Consider the following 18,663-nt stretch of genomic DNA (forward strand, 5'->3'; position numbering starts at 1 on the left):
ATCGGGAGACAAATCGAGGGCGGATTCCAATTTCAGGCAGTCTCCAAAGCCAGCTCGCTGATGTCACTGTCTAATTGGGATTGCGTCAGAGCCGCCTCCGCCATGACCCATTGTTTGAAGAGCAGCACCTTGCGTGCGGCAAGGCTCTTGTGGGGGGAAACAAAATACCAACCGGCCGTGTTCGGATGATGGACGGCGAAGGGAGCCACCAATCTCTCGGCGTGGATGTCGCTGGCCATGTAGGCGCGGTTGGCGACGGCAAAACCCATTCCGGCGTTGGCCGCCTCGTAGGACATCATGCACGAGTCGAAATAGATGCTTTTGGTCTCGCTGAGCACGAAGCTGGCGCCGGCGAAACCAAGCCAGGATTGCCAGTTCTGGGTGCAGGTGTCGGAGTGCAGCAGCGTGAAGTGCTTGAGATCGTCCGGTGTCACCTTTGACAGCGGCCTGTCGCCGAGAACCTCACGGAACAGCTTGCGGCTGCACACCGGTGTCAGGTCTTCCCGAAACAGCAGATCGGACGGCAGCCCGTTGAAATGGCCGTCGCCATAGCGGATTTCGAGATCGAAATCCGAGGTCGTGAACTCATGCGTCGCGTATGAGGTCGAGACCCGCATCACGATATCGGGATATTGCCGCTGGAAAAGCGGCAGGCGCGGAAACAGCCAGCGCGCGGCAAAGGTCGGTAGCACGGATATCTTCAGCACATGTTCCTGCGATTGCCCGGTTGCTTCCATGCTGGCAGCGACGATCCGCTCCAGCGCCTCGCGAACGCGCGAGACATAGGTTTCGCCCTCCGGCGTCAACGACACGGCATTGCCACCGCGTTGGAATATCTTGAATCGCAGCTGGTCCTCCAGGCTCTTGACACGCTGGCTGACCGCCGAAGCGGTGATGAACTGCTCCTCGCCAGCACGCGTGAAATTCCCGTGCCGTGCAGCACTTTCCACGATTTTCAGCGAATTGAGGTTGACCTGACTGAGCAGACGCACGGTTTTCGACCTTAAGCTGGGCTTACACTAGCACCAGCATTCCTAATTTTACAGGGGGTGCTAATTTAATCGACTGTTTACCAAGTGTTTGCCCCCCACTTGGAGAAGTACAATGAACGCACATACCATCCCCGAGCTGCGCTATGCGATGAGCCGCGAGGCCATCATCGGCCACGAAACCGCCTGGAAAGTGTCGAGTTTCGGCGTCGCGCAGTATCGGCATGGCTATGACCCGGCGCTGCTTGCGGCAATCGAGGAGGCTGCGCTGAAGCTCAAGGCCAGCCACGCCGTGCACAAGCACCTCGATCTGACTTTCATCACCGGCGCCGACCGTTTCATCCCCGAAATCAGGGAGTTGCTGCACGATAAGCTCCGCCTGGAACGCCTGTCCGACATGATGGGCACGAAGCTGGAGCCCTATCCGCTGTCGATCGTCGGCTCGACCGTCACCTTCATGAATCCCAGGGACGGCGCCGTCGAATGGCATTGCGACGGCGTTCCGGTCACCGAACTCATTCCGCTGTCGATCAGCGATCCGCTGGTCGGCGGGCATCTCGAAATTTATTGCGACGACTCCGAAACCGGTCGCGCCATCCTTGAATCCGGCCGCGAGATCCCGCGCAACCGCATCATGCGCATCGACCACAAGATGCACTACGCGACACTCGGGCAGTTCCTTGGCGTCCTGCATCGCACTGCGCCGATCCAGTTCGGCGAGCGTGTCACCCTGGTGCTCAATCAACGCTCGGTCGCCAAGCCCTATGTCGACGACAACAGAATGTTCTACCTTGCCGCAGACAACGATCACGACCGCGAGTGGGTCAACGAGCTGGCCGAAGACGTCTGGACCAACCAGTTGCCCGCCTATCGCCGCTTCGAGGCAGAGCGCCCCATGCCGGTGCCGCCCGAGGCGCCGTTCCCCGGCGGTGCAAGGGAATCGTGGTGACCAGCCATCATGGCTCCGTCCGGCCGCAGCCGCCCCTTGCCTCGATGAGCCGGGGGTCGGCCGTGGCTGACAGACAGGAAGGGCGCCTGTCTCGGCCTGCGCGGAACCGGCCTGGCTCCAGGCTGGCCCTGGCCTTCGCCGCTGGCGCGGTCGCACTTTGGGCGACCAACGCATTGGTCGGCAAGACGCTGTTGGCAAGTCATCCGGTGTCGCTGGTGCAATGCCTGCAGTTCTGCGGCGCGACCATGGTCTTCGCCCTGATCCGCCTGATCGGCGCCGCGCGGGAACCCGCCATGCCGCGCCATGCGGGTCTCGTCGCGGCACTGGCGCCATTCGTGGTCGGCTTCGTCGGTCTCGTCGGCACGATGATCCTGCAATATGTGGCCTTCGCCTCGATGTCGGTGATCGAGGCGAACCTCGTCGCCTACACCTGGCCCCTGATGGTCGCGGCGGCGGTGATCGCGTTCGAGAACCCGCAACGACCCACGGTGCTGGGCCTTGCCGCGGCCCTTGGGTTTGCCGGCGTCGTGCTTGTCATCTCGGGCGGGCGCGGCCATTCCTGGTTTCAGGGCAACCTTGTCGGCTATCTCGCCGCCTTCGGATCGGCGCTGTGCATGGCCTTCTATTCGATCCTGGTGGGGCGGCTCGCCGTCTCAGCGGACCGTCTTTTGCTGCCGTCCTCATTGATCGGCGTGGCCGTGACATTGCTGTGGTGCATCCATGACGGCGCAACCTTGCCCGCTGCTGCCGACCTTGCGCTTGGGCTCTATCTTGGTGCTGGCCCGATGGGCCTGGGTTATTATTTCTGGTCGCGGGCCTTGAAGCTCGAGGATCGCGGCAAGGTCGCGGTTATCGCCTATCTCACCCCGATCGCTTCGACACTGCTTCTGGTCCTGTCCGGCGAACGGCTCACGATGACGGCCATCGCCGGCGCGATCCTTGTCATTGGCAGTTGTATTGCCGTCGGTGTGGAGCGTTCGGAGGCCGAAAATCATGTTTGACGACAACGAACGTCTGGCCCGCAGGGAAGCGCACTGGCTGATCAAGGAATTTGGCGCCGAGGCGCCACTTTACGCGGCGATGAAGGCTGAAAAGGCGATCGAGCAGAAGGATTTCGCGCGTTGTGCCCGTTGGAGGCGTATTCTTGAGATATTGGCTGACGGCCGCACAACCAAGTCTGCTGCCTTGAAGTATTAGATTTTCTAATTTGCCCGATGTCGATTTCCCATAAAAATAGTTGACGTCAAGTCTTGATTCGTTTTGGGACTGGGCGGTCCGTTGGGGGACGCGGTTCAGGCGATACATCGACAAAAGTCTTCTATGGGGTGGATGACTTTGTCGCAAATAGGGTGAAAGAATTGTCAAATATCGAGGATAAGACCGTTATCGAGCTTACGGCCGATATTGTCTCGGCCTATGTCGGCAACAATCCGCTTCCGGTCTCCGGCCTGCCTGACCTGATCGCCAGTGTCAGCGCCTCGGTTCGAAAACTGGCTGGTGCGGCTGTCGCGGAAAGCCCAAGCCTGGTTCCGGCTGTAAACCCGAAAAAGTCGGTGTTTCCCGACTACATTATCTGCCTGGAGGACGGGAAGAAGTTCAAGTCGCTCAAGCGACACCTCAGGACAGACTATGGCCTGAGCCCGGATGACTATCGGGCCAAATGGGGTCTGCCGCCGGACTATCCGATGGTCGCACCGAACTATTCGGCCACCAGGTCCGCGCTCGCGAAGTCGACGGGACTTGGCCGCAAGCCGGCCGCGGCGCCGGCCACCGTGGCCAAGGCGACGAAGCGTGGCAAGGCGACCGCCTGAGGGTCTGCTGGCCAGTATGGCAAGCCACTGAGCGGCTGCCCTGACGGCGCAATCGCGCGCGCCGTTTTTGGGCCTTGTGCGTTCAACTGGCCCGCAAGGCCTTGCGAAGCGTTGATGTCCGGTGCAAAAGCGCCGCCATGCTGATCATCAACGACCTTTCACTCCGCATGGCGGGGCGCCTGCTTCTCGACCACGCCTCGCTGACTTTGCCGGCCGGCACCAAAGCCGGCCTTGTCGGCCGCAACGGCACCGGCAAGACGACCCTGTTCAAGGCGATCACCGGCGATTTTCCCTCCGAGACCGGCTCGATCAGCCTGCCGAAGAGCACGCGCATCGGCCAGGTGGCGCAGGAGGCACCCGGCACCGAGGAGCCGCTGATCGAAATCGTGCTCAAGGCCGATGTCGAGCGCACGGCTCTGCTCGAAGAGGAAAAGACGGCGACCGATCCGCACCGGATCGCCGATATCCATATGCGGCTGGCCGACATCGACGCCCATTCCGCGGAGTCCCGCGCGGCCACCATCCTGGCTGGGCTCGGCTTCGATGATGCGGCACAGCGCCGCCCGGCTTCGTCCTTCTCCGGCGGCTGGCGCATGCGCGTGGCGCTGGCCGCCGTGCTGTTTTCCGAGCCCGATCTTCTGCTGCTCGACGAGCCGACCAACTATCTCGACCTCGAAGGCACGCTATGGCTGGAAAATTACGTGTCGAAGTATCCGCACACCGTGCTTTTGATTTCGCACGACCGCGACCTGCTCAACCGCGCCGTCAACTCGATCGTACACCTCGACCAGAAAAAGCTGACCTTCTGGCGCGGCGGCTATGACCAGTTCGAGCGCCAATACACTGAACAGAAGGAATTGCAGGAGAAGGGCCGCGTCAAGCAGGAGGCCGCCCGCAAGCACATGGAGTCCTTCGTCGAACGCTTCCGCGCCAAGGCTTCCAAGGCCAGGCAGGCGCAGTCGCGCATCAAGGCGCTGGAAAAGATGAAGCCGATCGCGGCGATCGTGAACGATACGGTGCGGCCGTTCTCCTTCCCGGAACCGGTCAAGACGGTGGCCTCGCCGATCGTTGCGCTGAACAACGTCAATGTCGGCTATACCGAGGGCCAGCCGATCCTCAAGAAGATGACGCTGCGCATCGATGCCGACGACCGCATCGCGCTGCTTGGCGCCAACGGCAACGGCAAGTCGACCTTCGCCAAGCTGCTGTCCGGCCGGCTCAAGCAGGAGACCGGCACCATGACGGTGGCGCCCGGGCTGAAAGTGGCGATCTTTGCCCAGCATCAGCTCGACGACCTTCGTCCGGAGGAAAATGCCTATGAGCATGTCCGACGGCTGATGCCGGAGGCGCCGGAATCGAAGGTGCGCGGCCGTGTCGCCCAGTTCGGTCTGTCGACCGAGAAGATGAACACACCCGCCAAGGATCTCTCGGGCGGCGAGAAGGCGCGGCTTCTGATGGGGCTGTCGGCCTTCGAGGGCCCGAACCTGTTCATCCTCGACGAGCCGACCAACCATCTCGACATCGACAGCCGCGAATCGCTGATCCACGCGCTCAATGAATTTCCCGGCGCCGTGATCCTGATCTCGCACGACCGCCATTTGCTGGAAGCGACCGCCGACCGGCTCTGGCTGGTCAAGGACGGCGCGGTCAACCCGTATGATGGCGACCTGGAAGATTACAAGACTTTGGTCACCGGCGTGTCCGGCGACCGCCGCGAGCGGCGCGAGGCCGACAAGGCGTCAAAGGCCGACCGCCGCCGCGAGGCGGCCCAGCGCCGCGCCGCCTTCGAGCCCCTGGCCAAGGAAATCCGCGCCACCGAAGCGTTGATGGATCGCATCCGCAAGCGCATCGACGGCATCGAGGACGAACTGGCCAACCCGGCGATCTACGAAAAGGATCCGTCGACCGCGACACGGCTGGCCAAGGAGCGTTCGCAACTGGCCCACACGCTCGCCGGCCACGAGGAGAAGTGGCTCACCATGTCGGCCGAGTACGAGGAAGGCACGGCGGAGTAGGGGAGCCTCTTCCTTCTCCCACAAACAAGGGGAGAAGGGAACGCGCCATCTGGCTCTACACGCCGTGCCCGAAACCCGCTAGACAAACGCCATGAACCAGCACGCCAAGCTCAGGATCGGCTATTCGGCCTGTCCGCATGATTGCCCGTCGACCTGCGCGCTCGAGGTCGAACTGCTCGATGGCTACCGCATCGGCCGCGTCCATGGCGCGAAGGCCAACACCTACACATCAGGCGTCGTCTGCGCCAAGGTCGCGCGTTATGCCGACCGCGTCCATCACCCCGAACGGCTGCTGAAGCCTCTGGTGCGGGCCGGCGCCAAGGGCGACGGCGTCTGGAAGGAAGCGAGTTGGGAGGCCGCCCTCGATCTGGTCGCCGAAAAGTTCGTTACTGCCGAGGAGAAATACGGCTCGGAGACGGTCTGGCCCTATTATTACGCCGGCACGATGGGGCTGGTGCAGCGCGACGGCATCGACCGGCTGCGGCATGCGAAGAAATACTCCGGCTTCTTCGGCTCGATCTGCACCAATCTGGCCTGGACCGGCTGGATGATGGGAGCGGGTGCGCTGCGCGGTCCCGACCCCCGCGAAATGGCGAAATCCGACTGCGTGGTGATCTGGGGCACCAATGCCGTGGTCACACAGGTCAATGTGATGACTCACGCCATAAGGGCGCGCAAGGAACGCGGCGCCAAAATCGTCGTCATCGACGTCTATGAAAACGCGACCATGAAGCAGGCCGACATGGGCCTGATCCTAAAGCCCGGCACCGATGGCGCGCTGGCGTGCGCGGTCATGCACGTTCTGTTCAGGGAAGGTCTGGCGGACCGTGCCTATCTCGAAAAATACACCGACGACCCCGCAGGGCTGGAAGCACATCTCAAGCCCAGGACACCGGAGTGGGCGGCAGGCATCACCGGTCTTTCCGTGGCCGAGATCGAGGCCTTCGCCCGTCTCGTCGGCACGACGAAAAAGACCTATTTCCGCCTTGGCTACGGCTTTGCCCGCCAGCGCAATGGCGCGGTCAACATGCATGCCGCGTCTTGCATCGCCGCTGTCATCGGCAGCTGGCAATATGAGGGCGGCGGCGCCTTTCATTCCAATTCCGGCATCTTCAAGCTCAACCAGGAGGTGCTGGAGGGCACGCGCATGCGCGATCCCTCCATCCGCTATCTCGATCATTCGCGCATCGGTCCGGTGCTGACCGGCGCCACCGATGCGCTCTATGGCGGCCCGCCGGTAACGGCGATGCTGATCCAGAACACCAATCCGGCGAATGTCGCGCCCGAGCAGCGGCTGGTGAAACAGGGCTTCCTGCGCGACGACCTGTTCTCTTGCGCGCATGAGCAATTCATGACCGATACGGCCAAGCTTGCCGATGTCGTGCTGCCGGCGACGATGTTCCTCGAGCACGACGATCTCTACAAGGGCGGCGGCAACCAGCACATCACGCTCGGCCCCAAACTGATCGAGCCGCCGGAAGGGCCGCGAACCAATCATTTTGTCATCGAGCAGCTGGCCGAGCGCCTGGGCGTCGCCGACCGCCCGGGCTTTGGTCTTACCGAGCAGCAGCACATAGACATCATTCTCGGCAAGCGCGGGCTGGGCAGCTTCGACAGCTTGAAGGAACAGAAGTGGGTCGATCTGCAGCCGGACTTCGAGACCGCCCATTACATCAGGGGCTTTGGCCATCCCGACGGAAAATTCCGCTTCCGCGCCGATTGGACCGGCCAGCCGGCCCCCAACCGGCCGCCGAGGAGCATGGGACTGTTTGGCCCCGTGGAACGCTTGCCTGAATTTCCCGACCATGTCGACCTGATCGAGGTGGCGGACGAGGCGCATCCGTTCCGGCTGACGACCTCACCGGCGCGCAATTTCCTCAACTCGACATTCTCGGAAACGCCGATATCGAAAGCCAAGGAAGGCCGTCCGGAACTGCTTCTCCACCCCGACGATGCCGCCGCTCACGGGCTGACGGAGGGCGACCGTGTCGAGATCGGCAACCAGCGTGGTGAGGTGGTGCTGCACGCCAGATTGTTCGACGGCATCAAACGCGGCGTGGTGATCGCCGAAGGCATCTGGCCAAACAGCGCGCATGAGCGCGGCGAGGGCATCAACGTGCTGACCGGCGCCGACGCGCCGGCGCCCTATGGTGGTGCGGCCTTCCACGACAACAAGGTCTGGCTGCGCAAGGCGCAAGAACTCGGCGCCGGCTGAAACCGTCAAATGCTTTTGCTGTCGAGGATCCTCGGCATGATGCTGAAGACAGGGCGCCTCGTGGATTGAGAAGGCAAAGCGCGGCCGTAATGCGCCAAATCACACCGGCAAGATTTCGGCGGCCTTTTTCCTGTTCAGCCGGAGCCGGACGTCGTCGGCGATCGCCTGCGCTTCGATCCCGATTTCGCGCAGCAATCCGGTGACTGCGTTGTGGAAACCAACAAGGTAAAGGCCGAGATCCGAAGCTTGCGCGGTAACGCCGCTGCGGTCTGGCTGGATGCCGGGCTCCAGGAATTTGGCATAGCCCGGCCGGAAACCGGTGGCGAAGATGATCGTGTCGAATTCGCTGTGCTTGCCGTCGGCAAAACGGGCGCCGCGTTGCGAGATCTCTGCGATATCGGGCGCAACCTTGATCGCGCCTTCCCGGATCTTGCCGATGGTGCCCACGTCGATCACCGGTATGCGCGATGCGATCGCAATCTGTTCCAGCAGTCCCTGTCTCGGCCGTTTGAGCCCATATGTCTCCAGCCTGCCCATCACCAGGTCGAGGATGATGGGCAAAAGAACATCGTTGAGGCGTCGCGGCCCCAGGCGCGTCGCCATGCCGACCATTTGGATAGGCACGCCGAACAGTTCGCGTGGCACGATATGAACGCCGCCACGCACGGAAATCGTCGGTCGTGCGCCGCTTTCCGCCAGATCGAGCGCAATCTCGGCGCCCGTGTTGCCCATGCCGATGACCAGCACCGACCGGCCGGCGAAAGGCTCGGCATTGCGGTAGTCGGCGCTGTGCAGTGTCCGGCCCTTGAATGTGTCGATGCCAGCAAATCCGGGCCGCAAGGGTTCGGCATTGTAGCCTGAGGCGATCACCACATGCCTGGCGCCCAGCGAGCCGGATGTCGTGTCCACACGCCAGCCGCGACCCTCCCGGGTGATCGCCTTCACCGTTTCTCCGAAGCGGGGCTTGAGGTCGAACCGCTTCGCATAGGCATCGAGATACTCGACGAAAAGATCGCGCGGTACATAACGTGGATAGTGCTTGGGGAAGGGCACGAAGGGCAGCGACGAATAGCGCTTGGTTGTATGCAGATGGACGCGCTCGTAATGGCGCCGCCAGGCGGGCGCGGCCTGCTGCTCTTTTTCGAGAAGGATGAAGTCAACCCCAGCCTGCCGCAGGCATGCGCCAACAGCCAGGCCCGCCGGCCCGGCACCGATGATCGCAACTGGGGTGGTGTCGTCCAAGCGCGCCTCCACTGCACAATTCGCGTCCGGAGCATGTCAAAAGCATGGCAGAGCCTCGCTTCAGCTGCGTCCGGCAAGGTTCAATCCGGCAACGGCACCGTCAGCCCCACCTTGACGCGATCCATGGCCACGAAGGTGCGGAACTTGCGGACATTGTTGCCGCCGAAGAACAGCTTTCGCGTCAGCGCCTCATAGGCGCCCATGTCGGCCACGGTGATGACGAGGATGAAGTCGGCCTCACCAGTCACATAGTAGCATTGCTGCACTTCAGCCGCCGCCGAGAACTGCCGCTTGGCCGCGTCGATCAGCTCGGAGCGTTCGCTCTCGAGCTCCACTTCGACGAAGATGGTGATCGGCTGGCCGACCGCCGCCGGATCGACCACCGCGACATTGCTTGCAATGACGCCGGTCTGCTCCATACGCTTGATGCGGCGCTGCACCGCCGGTGCCGACAGGTTGACCGCTCCGCCGATCAGTCGCTGCGGCGTGGTGTTGTCCCGCTGCAGGATGGCAAGGATGGCGAGATCGAAGCTGTCGAGTGAGAGGGGCGATGGAGGCAATGGACATCCTGGCGAAACAAACTTGCGTTCTGGAGGGTCAATTACAGCGCTTTTTGCGCCGATCCTGCAATATATTCTCGGCAACCGCCAAAGGAGAGCGCCAGTGTTCCTGCTCAATCGCAATGCCATGCACCGCCAGCCACTCATCGCCGCCGATGCCGAAACGCTTGGGGTCGCTGGGGCGGACATCGTCGAGCACTTTCTTGCTCATCGCGACAATCACCTGACAACGCCGCTGCACGCGCTGCCGGCGCTGGCTGCCGAACTCGGTCTCGGTGCCTTGCATGTCAAGGATGAGGGCTTTCGTCTCGGCCTCGGCAGCTTCAAGGCGCTGGGTGGCGCCTATGCCGTATTCCGCCTTGTGCTGGAGGAGGCGGAGAAGCGGCTTGGCGGCCCTGTCGATGTCGGTGATCTCGATCGACCCGATGTACGGGCTGTCGCCGCGACGATGACGGTTGCCTGTGCCACAGACGGCAATCACGGCCGTTCCGTCGCGCAAGGCGCTGAGCTTGCCGGTGCCAAGGCCGTGATCTTTGTCCATTCCGGTGTCAGCCAGGAGCGGATTGCGGCAATAGCCCGCTACGGTGCGGAGATGGTGCGTGTCGATGGAAACTATGACGATTCGGTCAGGCAAGCCGCGAAGGTCGCGGCCGACAAAGGCTGGACCGTGGTGTCGGATACGTCGTGGCCGGGCTATGAGCGCATCCCTGGCCTGGTGATGCAAGGCTATACCGCGATCGTGCGCGAAGCGCTGCGCCAGCTCCGGGAACCGCCAACCCACGTTTTCGTCCAGGCGGGTGTCGGCGGCATTGCCGCCGCGGTGGCCGGCCATCTGGCCATCGTGCTCGGCGACGCCAGGCCGATTTTCACCGTGGTTGAGCCGTCGCGCGCCGCTTGCGTTCTCGCGGCTGCCCAGGCAGGGCGCGTGGTCAAGGTGGCGCACGACCGGCCGACGGTGATGGCCATGCTTGAATGCTATGAAGCCTCGCAAGTCGCCTGGCGCGTGCTGGCACGCACCGCCGACGCCTTCATGACCGTGGACGAGGATGACGCCATCGCGGTGATGCGCCGGCTGGCACGGCCGGCCGGCAGCGATCCGGCGATCGTCGCCGGTGAAAGCGGTGGCGTCGGCCTCGCCGGACTGATGCGGGCGGTGGCCGAAAACAAGATGGTTCTCGGGCTCGACGGCAACTCCCGCGTCCTGGTGATCAACACCGAGGGCGCCACCGACCCGCAACGTTATGCCGAACTGGTCGGCACGAACCCGGCCGACGTACTGGCCGGCAAGCTGGCTGCCGAGGCAACACCATGATCGCGATCGATGCACCGCGCCTGCTTGGCCGCATCCGTGAATTGGGCGCTGTTGGTCGCGACGGCGAGGGCAGGCTGATCCGGTTGGCCGCCTCCGACACGGACAGGCTGGGCCGTGACCTCTTCGTCGGCTGGCTGCGCCAGGCCGGGCTTGATGTCGCCATCGACCGCATCGGCAACATCTTCGGCATCTGGCAAAGTGCCGACAATGCAGGCAAGGCACCACTGCTCATCGGCTCGCACATCGACACCGTCATCGACGCCGGCATCTATGATGGGTGCTACGGCGTGCTCGCCGGGCTGGAGGTGATCGAGACGCTGAAGGCGTCCGGCCTTTCGCCGTCGCGCCCGCTCGCCGTCGCGGCCTTCACCAATGAGGAGGGCGTGCGCTTCTCTCCCGATATGATGGGCTCGCTGGTCTATGCTGGCGGCATCGACGTCGAAGCGGCACTCGCCGCTGTCGGGACCGACGGCAGCACGCTTGGGCAGGAACTGGCCCGCATCGGCTATGCCGGCGATCGCGAACCGGGCTTTCTCAAGCCGCATATTTATCTCGAACTGCATATCGAACAGGGGCCGATCCTGGAGCGCGAAGGCGTTCCGATCGGCGCGGTGGAAAGCCTGCAGGGAATCTCCTGGCAGCGCATCACCATCAATGGTGTCGCCAACCACGCCGGCACCACGCCGATGTCGATGCGCCGCGATGCCGGATACGCCGCGGCACGCGTGGTCACCTTCCTGCATGACCGGGCCGCGGTCTCCAACTCGCCAACGGTTGCCACGGTCGGCACGATGCGCTTCGAGCCGAACGCCATCAATGTCATTCCATCACGCGCTGTCTTCACCGTCGATTTGCGCGATCCCGACGAGCAGCGCCTGCAGGCGGAGGAGGCGGCGCTGGCGGTCTTTCTGGAACAGCTCGCCGCCGACGGCATCGCCGTGACGGTCGAAAAGCTGGCGCGCTTCGAGCCCGTTGTCTTCGACAGGCAAGTCGTCGAACTGATCGAGGCCGCGGCGAGGAAGCGCGGGCTTGTCTCGAGGCGCATGACCTCGGGCGCGGGCCATGACGCCCAGATGATCGCGCGCATTGCGCCGGCGGCGATGATCTTCGTGCCGAGCGCCGGAGGCATCAGCCACAATCCGCGCGAGCACACCGAAGATGCCGAGCTTGTTGCCGGCGCCAATATCCTGCTTGATGTGGTCACCGAACTTGCCGAGTTCGAGGGGTGAGGAAATGGCTGGGCTCGATCCCGAAACACTGAAGCGCGAGATGACGGGATGGCGGCATGACCTGCATGCGCATCCCGAATTCGGTTTCGAGGAGAAGCGCACGGCAGCCTTCGTCGCGGCCAAGCTGCGCGAATTCGGCCTGGACGATGTCGTCGAGGGGATCGGCGGCACCGGTGTCGTCGGCACGTTGAAACGCGGCAGCGGCAACCGCGCCATCGCGCTGAGGGCCGACATGGACGCGCTGCGCATCGCCGAGCAATCCACCGCGCCATATCGCTCCGGCAATCCCGGAATCATGCACGCCTGCGGCCATGATGGCCACACAACGATGCTTCTTGGCGCGGCGAAGCTGCTGGCCGAGGCGGGCGGTTTCGACGGCACCGTACGCTTCATCTTCCAGCCGGCCGAGGAGTGGGGCAGGGGCGCGCTGGCCATGCTCGACGATGGCCTGATGGAGCGCTTTCCCTTCGACGAGATCTTCGGCTTGCACAATATGCCCGGCCTGCCCGTCGGGCATTTCGAGACCCGTGCCGGCCCGGTCCTGTCGGCCGAAGACAATTTCGAGATCGTGCTCAGGGGGTTGGGCGGCCACGCCGCGCGGCCGCATTCGGGCCAGGAAACGCTGGTCGCCGCCTGTGCGCTGGTCGTCAATCTGCAGACCATCGTCGCGCGTCGCCTGAGCCCTGCCGACATATCCGTGGTTTCGGTGACCGAACTGGTTACCGACGGCACCCGCAATGCACTGCCAGGTCTTGCCCGCATCCTCGGCGACGCGCGCAGTTTCCGCCCCGAGGTCAGCGCCGAGATCGAACGCCAGATGCGCGTCATCGCCGAAGGCACCGCTGCCGCCTACAATGTCACCGCCGTGGTCAACTATACCAGAGAGTTCGTTGCGCTGCGCAACGATGCCGAACTGGTCGACGCGGCCTTCGCCGCCGCCAAGAACGTCTTCGAAGCGGGCAGTATCGCGGTCGCCCGCGAGCCAATGACGGCGTCGGAGGATTTCGCCCGCTTCCTCGATCACGTGCCCGGCTGCTTCGTCTTCCTCGGCAATGGCGAGGCCTCGGCACCTTTGCACAATCCGACCTATGACTTCAACGATGAGGGGCTGTTGTTCGGTGCCAATTTCCATGTCGCCATCGCCAGGCAACGGCTTGGGATTGTACGGTAATGGATAGATTCGGCGCGTTTTTGCCGGGGGAAAACGCCCGGGAAAGCCGGAAATCCGCGATGTCGCATGACGCAGGGGCAAGACTCAGCTAGCCTCTGTCTCGCGGCGGACCTGATATCCGCCTGGCCGGCGCTATCAGATTACCTCCCAAGCGGCGCCGGCCTTCTTCCTCGCGCCTCTTGTCTTGCTAAATTAGCAATCCTTAAATTTAGAATGTTCGCCATTGCAGGAAGTTAGGGTCTTGCTGGCATAGAAGCGACAAACTTTCGGGGATGCTTGCAGGAAACAGATGCGCGGGCGGAGCTGGATAAAGGCGTTGCGTCAGGAGGAGGCCCTCCGGGTTCGTGCGCGCATCGCCGAGCTCGAAAAAGACCTGACGGCGGCGTCCCCAGCCCAAGGCCGTCAGCAACGGCATGAAGCAGGGCATGAATTGCGCAATGCGAAGTTCCGCCTTGAGCGGCTCGAGGAGTGCATCGCGGCGATGCCTTGATGCTCCGGCCCAAATCCTGTTGTACGGAACACCATCTCAATTGCCGACACTGCCTGCTTTCGTAACGGAATTGCCGGCGACGTAAGGGCTCTGTCCGGCATCCGGGGCCTTCGTCGGCGGCAGTTTGTTGTCGCAAGCCGAGACAGTCGCCGAAACGATCAAAGCCACCAGAACGAGGCCCAATCTTAGCTTTTTCATCGCTATCGCCTCCAGCCTCACAACGATGCGGTGCCGGTTTGGTTGCGAATTTCGCGTCGGGAACAAAACGTCATATCTGCGGTTGATCTCCATCAAAGGAGAACCGCCGCATGTTTCGTTTGCTTCTGGCAGGCACCTTTGCCTTTCTCGCTTACCGCCTCGCTCGCAAGATAATCGATGAGGTGCCCGGTAACGTCGATCCGCTGTTGTTGCCGGCGCCAAGAAGTGATCGAGAAGCACTGCGCCGCCAATCGGCGGCGATGGGTGTCGACCCCAGGCGGTAGTGTCACGGCGCTTCTGTGTTGCGAACAAAGCGGAAACGATGCTTGATGGGCGATGAACCTTGCCGCCCATGATTCGACCTTCCTGGAATCGACCGCCCAGCCCGCCTATCTCGCCCGACTGAACGACGCCCAGCGCCAGGCCGTCGAGCATGGTGACGGCAAGATCGCCGGGCCGCTTTTGGTCATTGCCGGCGCCGGCTCCGGCAAGACCAACACGCTGGCGCATCGTGTCGCTCACCTGATCTTCAAGGGCGCCGATCCGCGCCGCATCCTGCTGATGACCTTTTCGCGGCGCGCCGCAGCGGAAATGGCAAGGCGCGTCGAGCGCATCGCCGGCGAGGTGCTTGGCCGCGACGCCGCGGTGATCACGGATGCGCTGACCTGGGCCGGCACCTTTCACGGCATCGGTGCGCGGCTGTTGCGCGACTATGCGCTGGAGATCGGCCTCGATCCGGCCTTCACCATCCACGATCGTGAAGATTCCGCCGATCTGATGAACCTCGTGCGCCATGAACTCGGCTTCTCGAAGACCGAGGCGCGCTTTCCCACCAAGGGCACCTGCCTTGCCATCTACTCGCGCGCCGTCAACGCGCAGACGCCGCTCGGCGAGGTGCTGGGGTCCGCCTTTCCCTGGTGCGCCGGTTGGGCGGAGCAGCTGAAGCAGCTGTTCGCTGGTTATGTCGAGGCCAAGCAGGCGCAGAACGTGCTCGATTACGATGACCTGCTGCTCTACTGGGCGCAGATGGCGGCAGAGCCGGAAATAGCGACGCATCTCGGGAGCCGCTACGACCATGTGCTTGTCGATGAGTACCAGGACACCAACCGGCTGCAGGCTTCGATTCTTATGGCGCTGAAGCCCGACGGGGCCGGGCTGACGGTGGTCGGCGACGACGCGCAGTCGATCTATTCGTTCCGTGCCGCCGAGGTGCGCAACATTCTCGATTTCCCCCGGCAGTTCGCGCAGGCGGCCGATGTGGTGCTGCTGGAGCGCAACTACCGCTCGACAGAGACGATTCTCGCAGCCGCCAATGCGGTGATCGGCGAGGCCCCGGAACGCTTCACCAAGAACCTGTGGTCGGAGCGTAAATCCGCCGACAAGCCGAGACTGGTGAGCGTGCGCGACGAGGTCGAGCAGGCCAATTTCGTTTGTGACACCATCCTGGCCGAGCGCGAGGCCGGCACGGCGCTGAAATCGCAGGCGGTGCTGTTTCGCGCCTCGCACCACAGTGGGCCGCTCGAAATCGAGTTGACGCGGCGCAACATCCCTTTCGTGAAGTTCGGAGGCCTGAAGTTCCTCGATGCCGCGCACGTCAAGGATGTGCTGGCGGTGCTGCGCTTCGCCGAAAATCCGCGCGACCGCGTCGCCGGCTTTCGGGTGCTGCAGCTCATGCCCGGCATTGGCCCTTCGGCCGCCGGGCAGATCGTCGAGACCATGACAACGGCACTGGACGAGGCGATGGGTCTGGCCGGATGGCGTCCTCCGCAACGCGCGGCGGATGGCTGGCCGGGCTTCGTCGAGCTCTATTCCGGCCTGCGGGCCGGCGCCAAATGGCCGGCTGATCTCGAACAGGTCAGGCTCTGGTACGAGCCGCATCTGGAGCGTATCCACGAGGATGCGATCACGCGGCGGGCCGACCTGTTGCAGCTCGAGCAGATCGGGTCGGGCTATGCCTCGCGCGAGCGTTTCCTGACCGAGCTGACACTCGATCCGCCCGACGCTACCAGCGACCAGGCCGGACCGCCGCATCGCGACGAGGACTATCTGATCCTGTCGACCATCCATTCCGCCAAGGGCCAGGAGTGGAAGAACGTCTTTGTGCTCAACACGGTCGACGGCTGTATCCCGGCCGATCTCGGTGTCGGCACCAAGGAGGACATCGAGGAGGAGCGCCGGCTGCTCTACGTGGCGATGACAAGAGCCAAGGACAACCTGAACCTGGTCATGCCGCAGCGCTTCTTCCCGCACGGCCAGGCGGCGCGGGGAGACCGTCATCTCTACGCCTCGCGCACCCGCTTCATCCCGGCTTCGATCCTGGGTGCGTTCCAGCAAATGTCGTGGCCAGGCGCGCAAGCGGCGCAGGGCAGGGCACCCCGGCCGGAGGTGCGCGTGGACATCGGCGCGCGCATGCGCGGCATGTGGAAATAGGCGAAGGCCATGGCGCAACCGCGGGTCAGGATTGCCATCGCCGGCGCGCTGGGTCGCATGGGCCGCCAGATGGCGGAAGCCCCGTGCAGGCCGATCCGCGGCTGGCGCTCGCAGCGCGCTTCCGCCGCCCGGGCAGTGTCGGCGAAGGGATGGTGAGCCGCGACCAAGCGCTAGCAATGGCCGATGTGGCGATCGATTTCACCACGCCGGCCGCGTCCGCTGATCTGGCAAGCTTGTGTGCGGAGCGCGGCGGACCGGCCCTGGTGATCGGCTCGACCGGTTTCGGTACCGCCGAACTGGCCACTATCGCCAACGCTGCAAAAACGATCGCTATCGTCCGCTCGGGCAGCTTTTCGCTCGGGCTCAACATGCTGGTCGCCTTGGTCGAGAAAGCAGCCCGTGCGCTCGGCCCCGATGATTGGGACGCCGAGATATTCGAGGCACACCACCGCCACAAGATCGACGCCCCGTCAGGCACCGCCCTGATGCTGGGTCAGGCTGTTGCAGGCGGGCGCGGCATCGAACTGGACACGGTCGCAAGGCGCGTCCGCGATGGCGTCACCGGCGCGTGTCCCGCCGGCGAGATCAGTTTTGCGGTGACACGTGGCGGCAGCATTGTCGGCGAACACAGCGTCGGTTTCTGTGCCGAAGGCGAGCTTGTTACCTTGTCGCATACGGCCGGCGACCGCGTCATGTTCGCCCGTGGCGCCATCGCCGCGGCGCTCTGGGTGGCGGGGCGGCCGCCTGGCCAATACGATATGCGCGACGTGCTGGGGCTGGACAATTGAGGCGGGCACGTTGCGGATGTAGCCACGTGCCGTGGAAATTGGCTGGTCATGGCTTACCAATCTGCAAGATTTCCCATCGTTTTCGGCTTGAAAGCTGGATGAAAGGTTGATGCCATTACCATTGTCGGCGCGTCCCCATATTGTCGCAGAAGCGATGGGAGAGAGAGGGACGCGGAAACGAACAAAGGGAAGAGGCCATGTCGCTCGCGCGAATACTGCTTGATTCAGCCGCCACAACCGCACTCGTCGCCACCATGGCCTTGTCCGCGCCGTCCGCGCGCGCCGCCGACAAGGTTTCGATCATGGTCGGGGGCTACGAGAAACAGATTTATCTGCCCGCCAAGCTGACCGAGGCGCTCGGTTATTTCAAGGACGAGGGTCTCGACGTCGAATTGCTGAATGAGCCTGCCGGCGTCGATGCCGAGAACGAGATGCTTGCCGGCGCAGTGCAGGGGGTCGTCGGCTTCTACGACCACTGCATCGATCTGCAGGCAAAGGGCAAGTTCGTCGAATCGATCGTCCAGTTCAGCCAAGCGCCGGGCGAAGTCGAACTCGTTTCGACCAAGCATCCCGAGATCAAGTCCCCAGCCGATTTCAAAGGCATGAGCCTTGGCGTGACCGGCCTCGGCTCCTCGACGAATTTCCTGACGCAATATCTTGCCGTCAAGAGCGGTCTGAAGCTCGGTGACTTCACTTCCGTTCCGGTCGGCGCCGGCAACACTTTCATCGCCGCCATGCAGCAAGACAAGATCCAGGCAGGCATGACCACCGAACCGACAATCACGCGGCTCTTGAAGACCGGCGAAGCCTCCGTTCTGATCGACATGCGCACGATAGAAGGCACCAAGGCCGCTCTCGGCGGCACCTATCCGGCTGCTTCCCTCTATATGCAGACCGATTGGGTCGAGGCGCACAAAGACATTGTGCAGAAACTGGCCAACGCCTTCGTCAAGACGCAGAAATTCATCAACACGCACAGCGGCGCCGAGATCGCCGAAAAGATGCCGAAGGACTACTATGTCGGCGACAAGGAAGGCTACGTGAAGGCACTTGATGCCGGCAAGGCGATGTTTACGCCCGACGGGATCATGCCGGAAGGTGGGCCCGAGACGGTGCTGGCGGTGCTTTCGGCCTTCTCGAAGGACTTGCAGGGCAAGCAGATCGATCTTGCCAAGACCTACACCTCGGAATTCGTCAAGAACGCCAAGTAGCAGGCCGTGCCGGCGCTATGAAAGCATCGCGCCGGCAATCGTCAGTTTCCAGC

The 18,663-nt window shown here is 63.2% G+C and carries 17 protein-coding genes and 1 pseudogene; 14 read left to right on the forward strand and 4 right to left on the reverse strand.

Annotated elements, in window-relative coordinates:
• Positions 1-32: 32 nt before the first annotated feature.
• Entirely contained in the window at positions 33-992 is a 960-nt protein-coding gene (locus tag FJ958_RS00585) for a LysR substrate-binding domain-containing protein (protein ID WP_140738050.1), read from the reverse strand.
• A gap of 112 nt (positions 993-1,104) precedes the next feature.
• On the opposite strand from FJ958_RS00585, the gene FJ958_RS31440 reads away from it, so the two are divergent.
• From FJ958_RS31440 to FJ958_RS00620, 6 genes are all read left to right on the forward strand, one after another.
• A complete protein-coding gene (locus FJ958_RS31440; protein WP_181176241.1) occupies positions 1,105-1,938 on the forward strand; it encodes a hypothetical protein in 834 nt (277 codons plus the stop codon).
• Between the two features lie 62 nt (positions 1,939-2,000).
• Complete coding sequence (locus FJ958_RS00600; protein ID WP_246679450.1) at positions 2,001-2,939, forward strand: EamA family transporter; 939 nt, start codon at positions 2,001-2,003, stop codon at positions 2,937-2,939.
• On the forward strand, positions 2,932-3,135 hold the full coding sequence (locus FJ958_RS00605; RefSeq protein WP_140738053.1) for a hypothetical protein: 204 nt from the start codon (positions 2,932-2,934) through the stop codon (positions 3,133-3,135). The genes FJ958_RS00600 and FJ958_RS00605 overlap by 8 nt, the downstream gene beginning before the upstream one ends.
• Before the next feature lie 161 nt (positions 3,136-3,296).
• Positions 3,297-3,749 carry a MucR family transcriptional regulator gene (locus FJ958_RS00610; protein WP_140738057.1) on the forward strand — a complete coding sequence of 151 codons (453 nt, stop codon included), beginning with the start codon at positions 3,297-3,299 and terminating at the stop codon, positions 3,747-3,749.
• A 137-nt stretch (positions 3,750-3,886) separates the two neighbouring features.
• Positions 3,887-5,764, forward strand: coding sequence for an ABC-F family ATP-binding cassette domain-containing protein (locus FJ958_RS00615; RefSeq protein ID WP_140738060.1), 1,878 nt, complete (start codon positions 3,887-3,889; stop codon positions 5,762-5,764).
• 91 nt (positions 5,765-5,855) lie between these two features.
• Positions 5,856-7,979: a molybdopterin oxidoreductase family protein gene (locus tag FJ958_RS00620; protein WP_140738063.1), complete on the forward strand. Its 2,124-nt coding sequence runs from the start codon at positions 5,856-5,858 to the stop codon at positions 7,977-7,979.
• 99 nt (positions 7,980-8,078) lie between these two features.
• Here the strand turns inward: FJ958_RS00620 and FJ958_RS00625 are convergent, their stop codons facing one another.
• Positions 8,079-9,221, reverse strand: a complete 1,143-nt coding sequence (locus tag FJ958_RS00625) for an NAD(P)/FAD-dependent oxidoreductase (RefSeq protein ID WP_140738066.1) — start codon at positions 9,219-9,221, stop codon at positions 8,079-8,081.
• 80 nt (positions 9,222-9,301) lie between these two features.
• Positions 9,302-9,781 (reverse strand): Lrp/AsnC family transcriptional regulator, encoded by a 480-nt coding sequence (locus FJ958_RS00630; protein WP_140738069.1) that lies wholly within the window; start codon positions 9,779-9,781, stop codon positions 9,302-9,304.
• A gap of 103 nt (positions 9,782-9,884) precedes the next feature.
• Here FJ958_RS00630 and FJ958_RS00635 point away from each other — a divergent pair, with 103 nt between their 5' ends.
• From FJ958_RS00635 to FJ958_RS00650, 4 genes are all read left to right on the forward strand, one after another.
• Positions 9,885-11,093, forward strand: a complete 1,209-nt coding sequence (locus FJ958_RS00635) for a diaminopropionate ammonia-lyase (protein ID WP_140738072.1) — start codon at positions 9,885-9,887, stop codon at positions 11,091-11,093.
• Positions 11,090-12,322 carry a Zn-dependent hydrolase gene (locus tag FJ958_RS00640; protein WP_140738075.1) on the forward strand — a complete coding sequence of 411 codons (1,233 nt, stop codon included), beginning with the start codon at positions 11,090-11,092 and terminating at the stop codon, positions 12,320-12,322. Before FJ958_RS00635 ends, FJ958_RS00640 begins: the two co-directional genes overlap by 4 nt.
• Positions 12,323-12,326: 4 nt before the next feature.
• A complete protein-coding gene (locus tag FJ958_RS00645) occupies positions 12,327-13,493 on the forward strand; it encodes a M20 aminoacylase family protein (RefSeq protein ID WP_140738078.1) in 1,167 nt (388 codons plus the stop codon).
• A gap of 289 nt (positions 13,494-13,782) precedes the next feature.
• Entirely contained in the window at positions 13,783-13,983 is a 201-nt protein-coding gene (locus FJ958_RS00650; protein ID WP_140738081.1) for a hypothetical protein, read from the forward strand.
• Positions 13,984-14,019: 36 nt separating this feature from the next.
• Here FJ958_RS00650 and FJ958_RS31445 read toward each other — a convergent pair whose 3' ends face one another.
• A complete protein-coding gene (locus FJ958_RS31445; RefSeq protein ID WP_181176242.1) occupies positions 14,020-14,181 on the reverse strand; it encodes a hypothetical protein in 162 nt (53 codons plus the stop codon).
• Positions 14,182-14,291: 110 nt separating this feature from the next.
• Between FJ958_RS31445 and FJ958_RS31450 the strand changes: the two genes are divergently transcribed.
• The 4 genes and pseudogenes from FJ958_RS31450 to FJ958_RS00665 all read left to right on the forward strand — a co-directional run bounded on the left by FJ958_RS31450 (position 14,292) and on the right by FJ958_RS00665 (position 18,610).
• Entirely contained in the window at positions 14,292-14,465 is a 174-nt protein-coding gene (locus FJ958_RS31450; protein ID WP_181176243.1) for a hypothetical protein, read from the forward strand.
• A gap of 52 nt (positions 14,466-14,517) precedes the next feature.
• Complete coding sequence (locus FJ958_RS00655; protein ID WP_140738084.1) at positions 14,518-16,611, forward strand: ATP-dependent helicase; 2,094 nt, start codon at positions 14,518-14,520, stop codon at positions 16,609-16,611.
• 9 nt (positions 16,612-16,620) lie between these two features.
• Positions 16,621-17,399: pseudogene (gene dapB / locus FJ958_RS00660) on the forward strand (4-hydroxy-tetrahydrodipicolinate reductase).
• Positions 17,400-17,596: 197 nt separating this feature from the next.
• Positions 17,597-18,610 carry an ABC transporter substrate-binding protein gene (locus tag FJ958_RS00665; protein ID WP_140738087.1) on the forward strand — a complete coding sequence of 338 codons (1,014 nt, stop codon included), beginning with the start codon at positions 17,597-17,599 and terminating at the stop codon, positions 18,608-18,610.
• Positions 18,611-18,663 lie beyond the last annotated feature (53 nt).

This window comes from Mesorhizobium sp. B2-3-5, assembly GCF_006442395.1.
In the GTDB taxonomy this organism is placed as follows: Bacteria; Pseudomonadota; Alphaproteobacteria; order Rhizobiales; family Rhizobiaceae; genus Mesorhizobium.

Bases quoted from the DNA above. Each gene is read 5' to 3' on its own strand.
- FJ958_RS00645 (WP_140738078.1), top strand. From the start codon at position 12,327: ATGGCTGGGCTCGATCCCGAAACACTGAAGCGCGAGATGACGGGATGG.
- FJ958_RS00655 (WP_140738084.1), top strand. From the start codon at position 14,518: ATGAACCTTGCCGCCCATGATTCGACCTTCCTGGAATCGACCGCCCAG.
- FJ958_RS00665 (WP_140738087.1), top strand. From the start codon at position 17,597: ATGTCGCTCGCGCGAATACTGCTTGATTCAGCCGCCACAACCGCACTC.
- FJ958_RS00620 (WP_140738063.1), top strand. From the start codon at position 5,856: ATGAACCAGCACGCCAAGCTCAGGATCGGCTATTCGGCCTGTCCGCAT.
- FJ958_RS00605 (WP_140738053.1), top strand. From the start codon at position 2,932: ATGTTTGACGACAACGAACGTCTGGCCCGCAGGGAAGCGCACTGGCTG.
- FJ958_RS00640 (WP_140738075.1), top strand. From the start codon at position 11,090: ATGATCGCGATCGATGCACCGCGCCTGCTTGGCCGCATCCGTGAATTG.
- FJ958_RS31445 (WP_181176242.1), bottom strand. From the start codon at position 14,181: ATGAAAAAGCTAAGATTGGGCCTCGTTCTGGTGGCTTTGATCGTTTCG.
- FJ958_RS31450 (WP_181176243.1), top strand. From the start codon at position 14,292: ATGTTTCGTTTGCTTCTGGCAGGCACCTTTGCCTTTCTCGCTTACCGC.
- FJ958_RS00615 (WP_140738060.1), top strand. From the start codon at position 3,887: ATGCTGATCATCAACGACCTTTCACTCCGCATGGCGGGGCGCCTGCTT.
- FJ958_RS00650 (WP_140738081.1), top strand. From the start codon at position 13,783: ATGCGCGGGCGGAGCTGGATAAAGGCGTTGCGTCAGGAGGAGGCCCTC.
- FJ958_RS31440 (WP_181176241.1), top strand. From the start codon at position 1,105: ATGAACGCACATACCATCCCCGAGCTGCGCTATGCGATGAGCCGCGAG.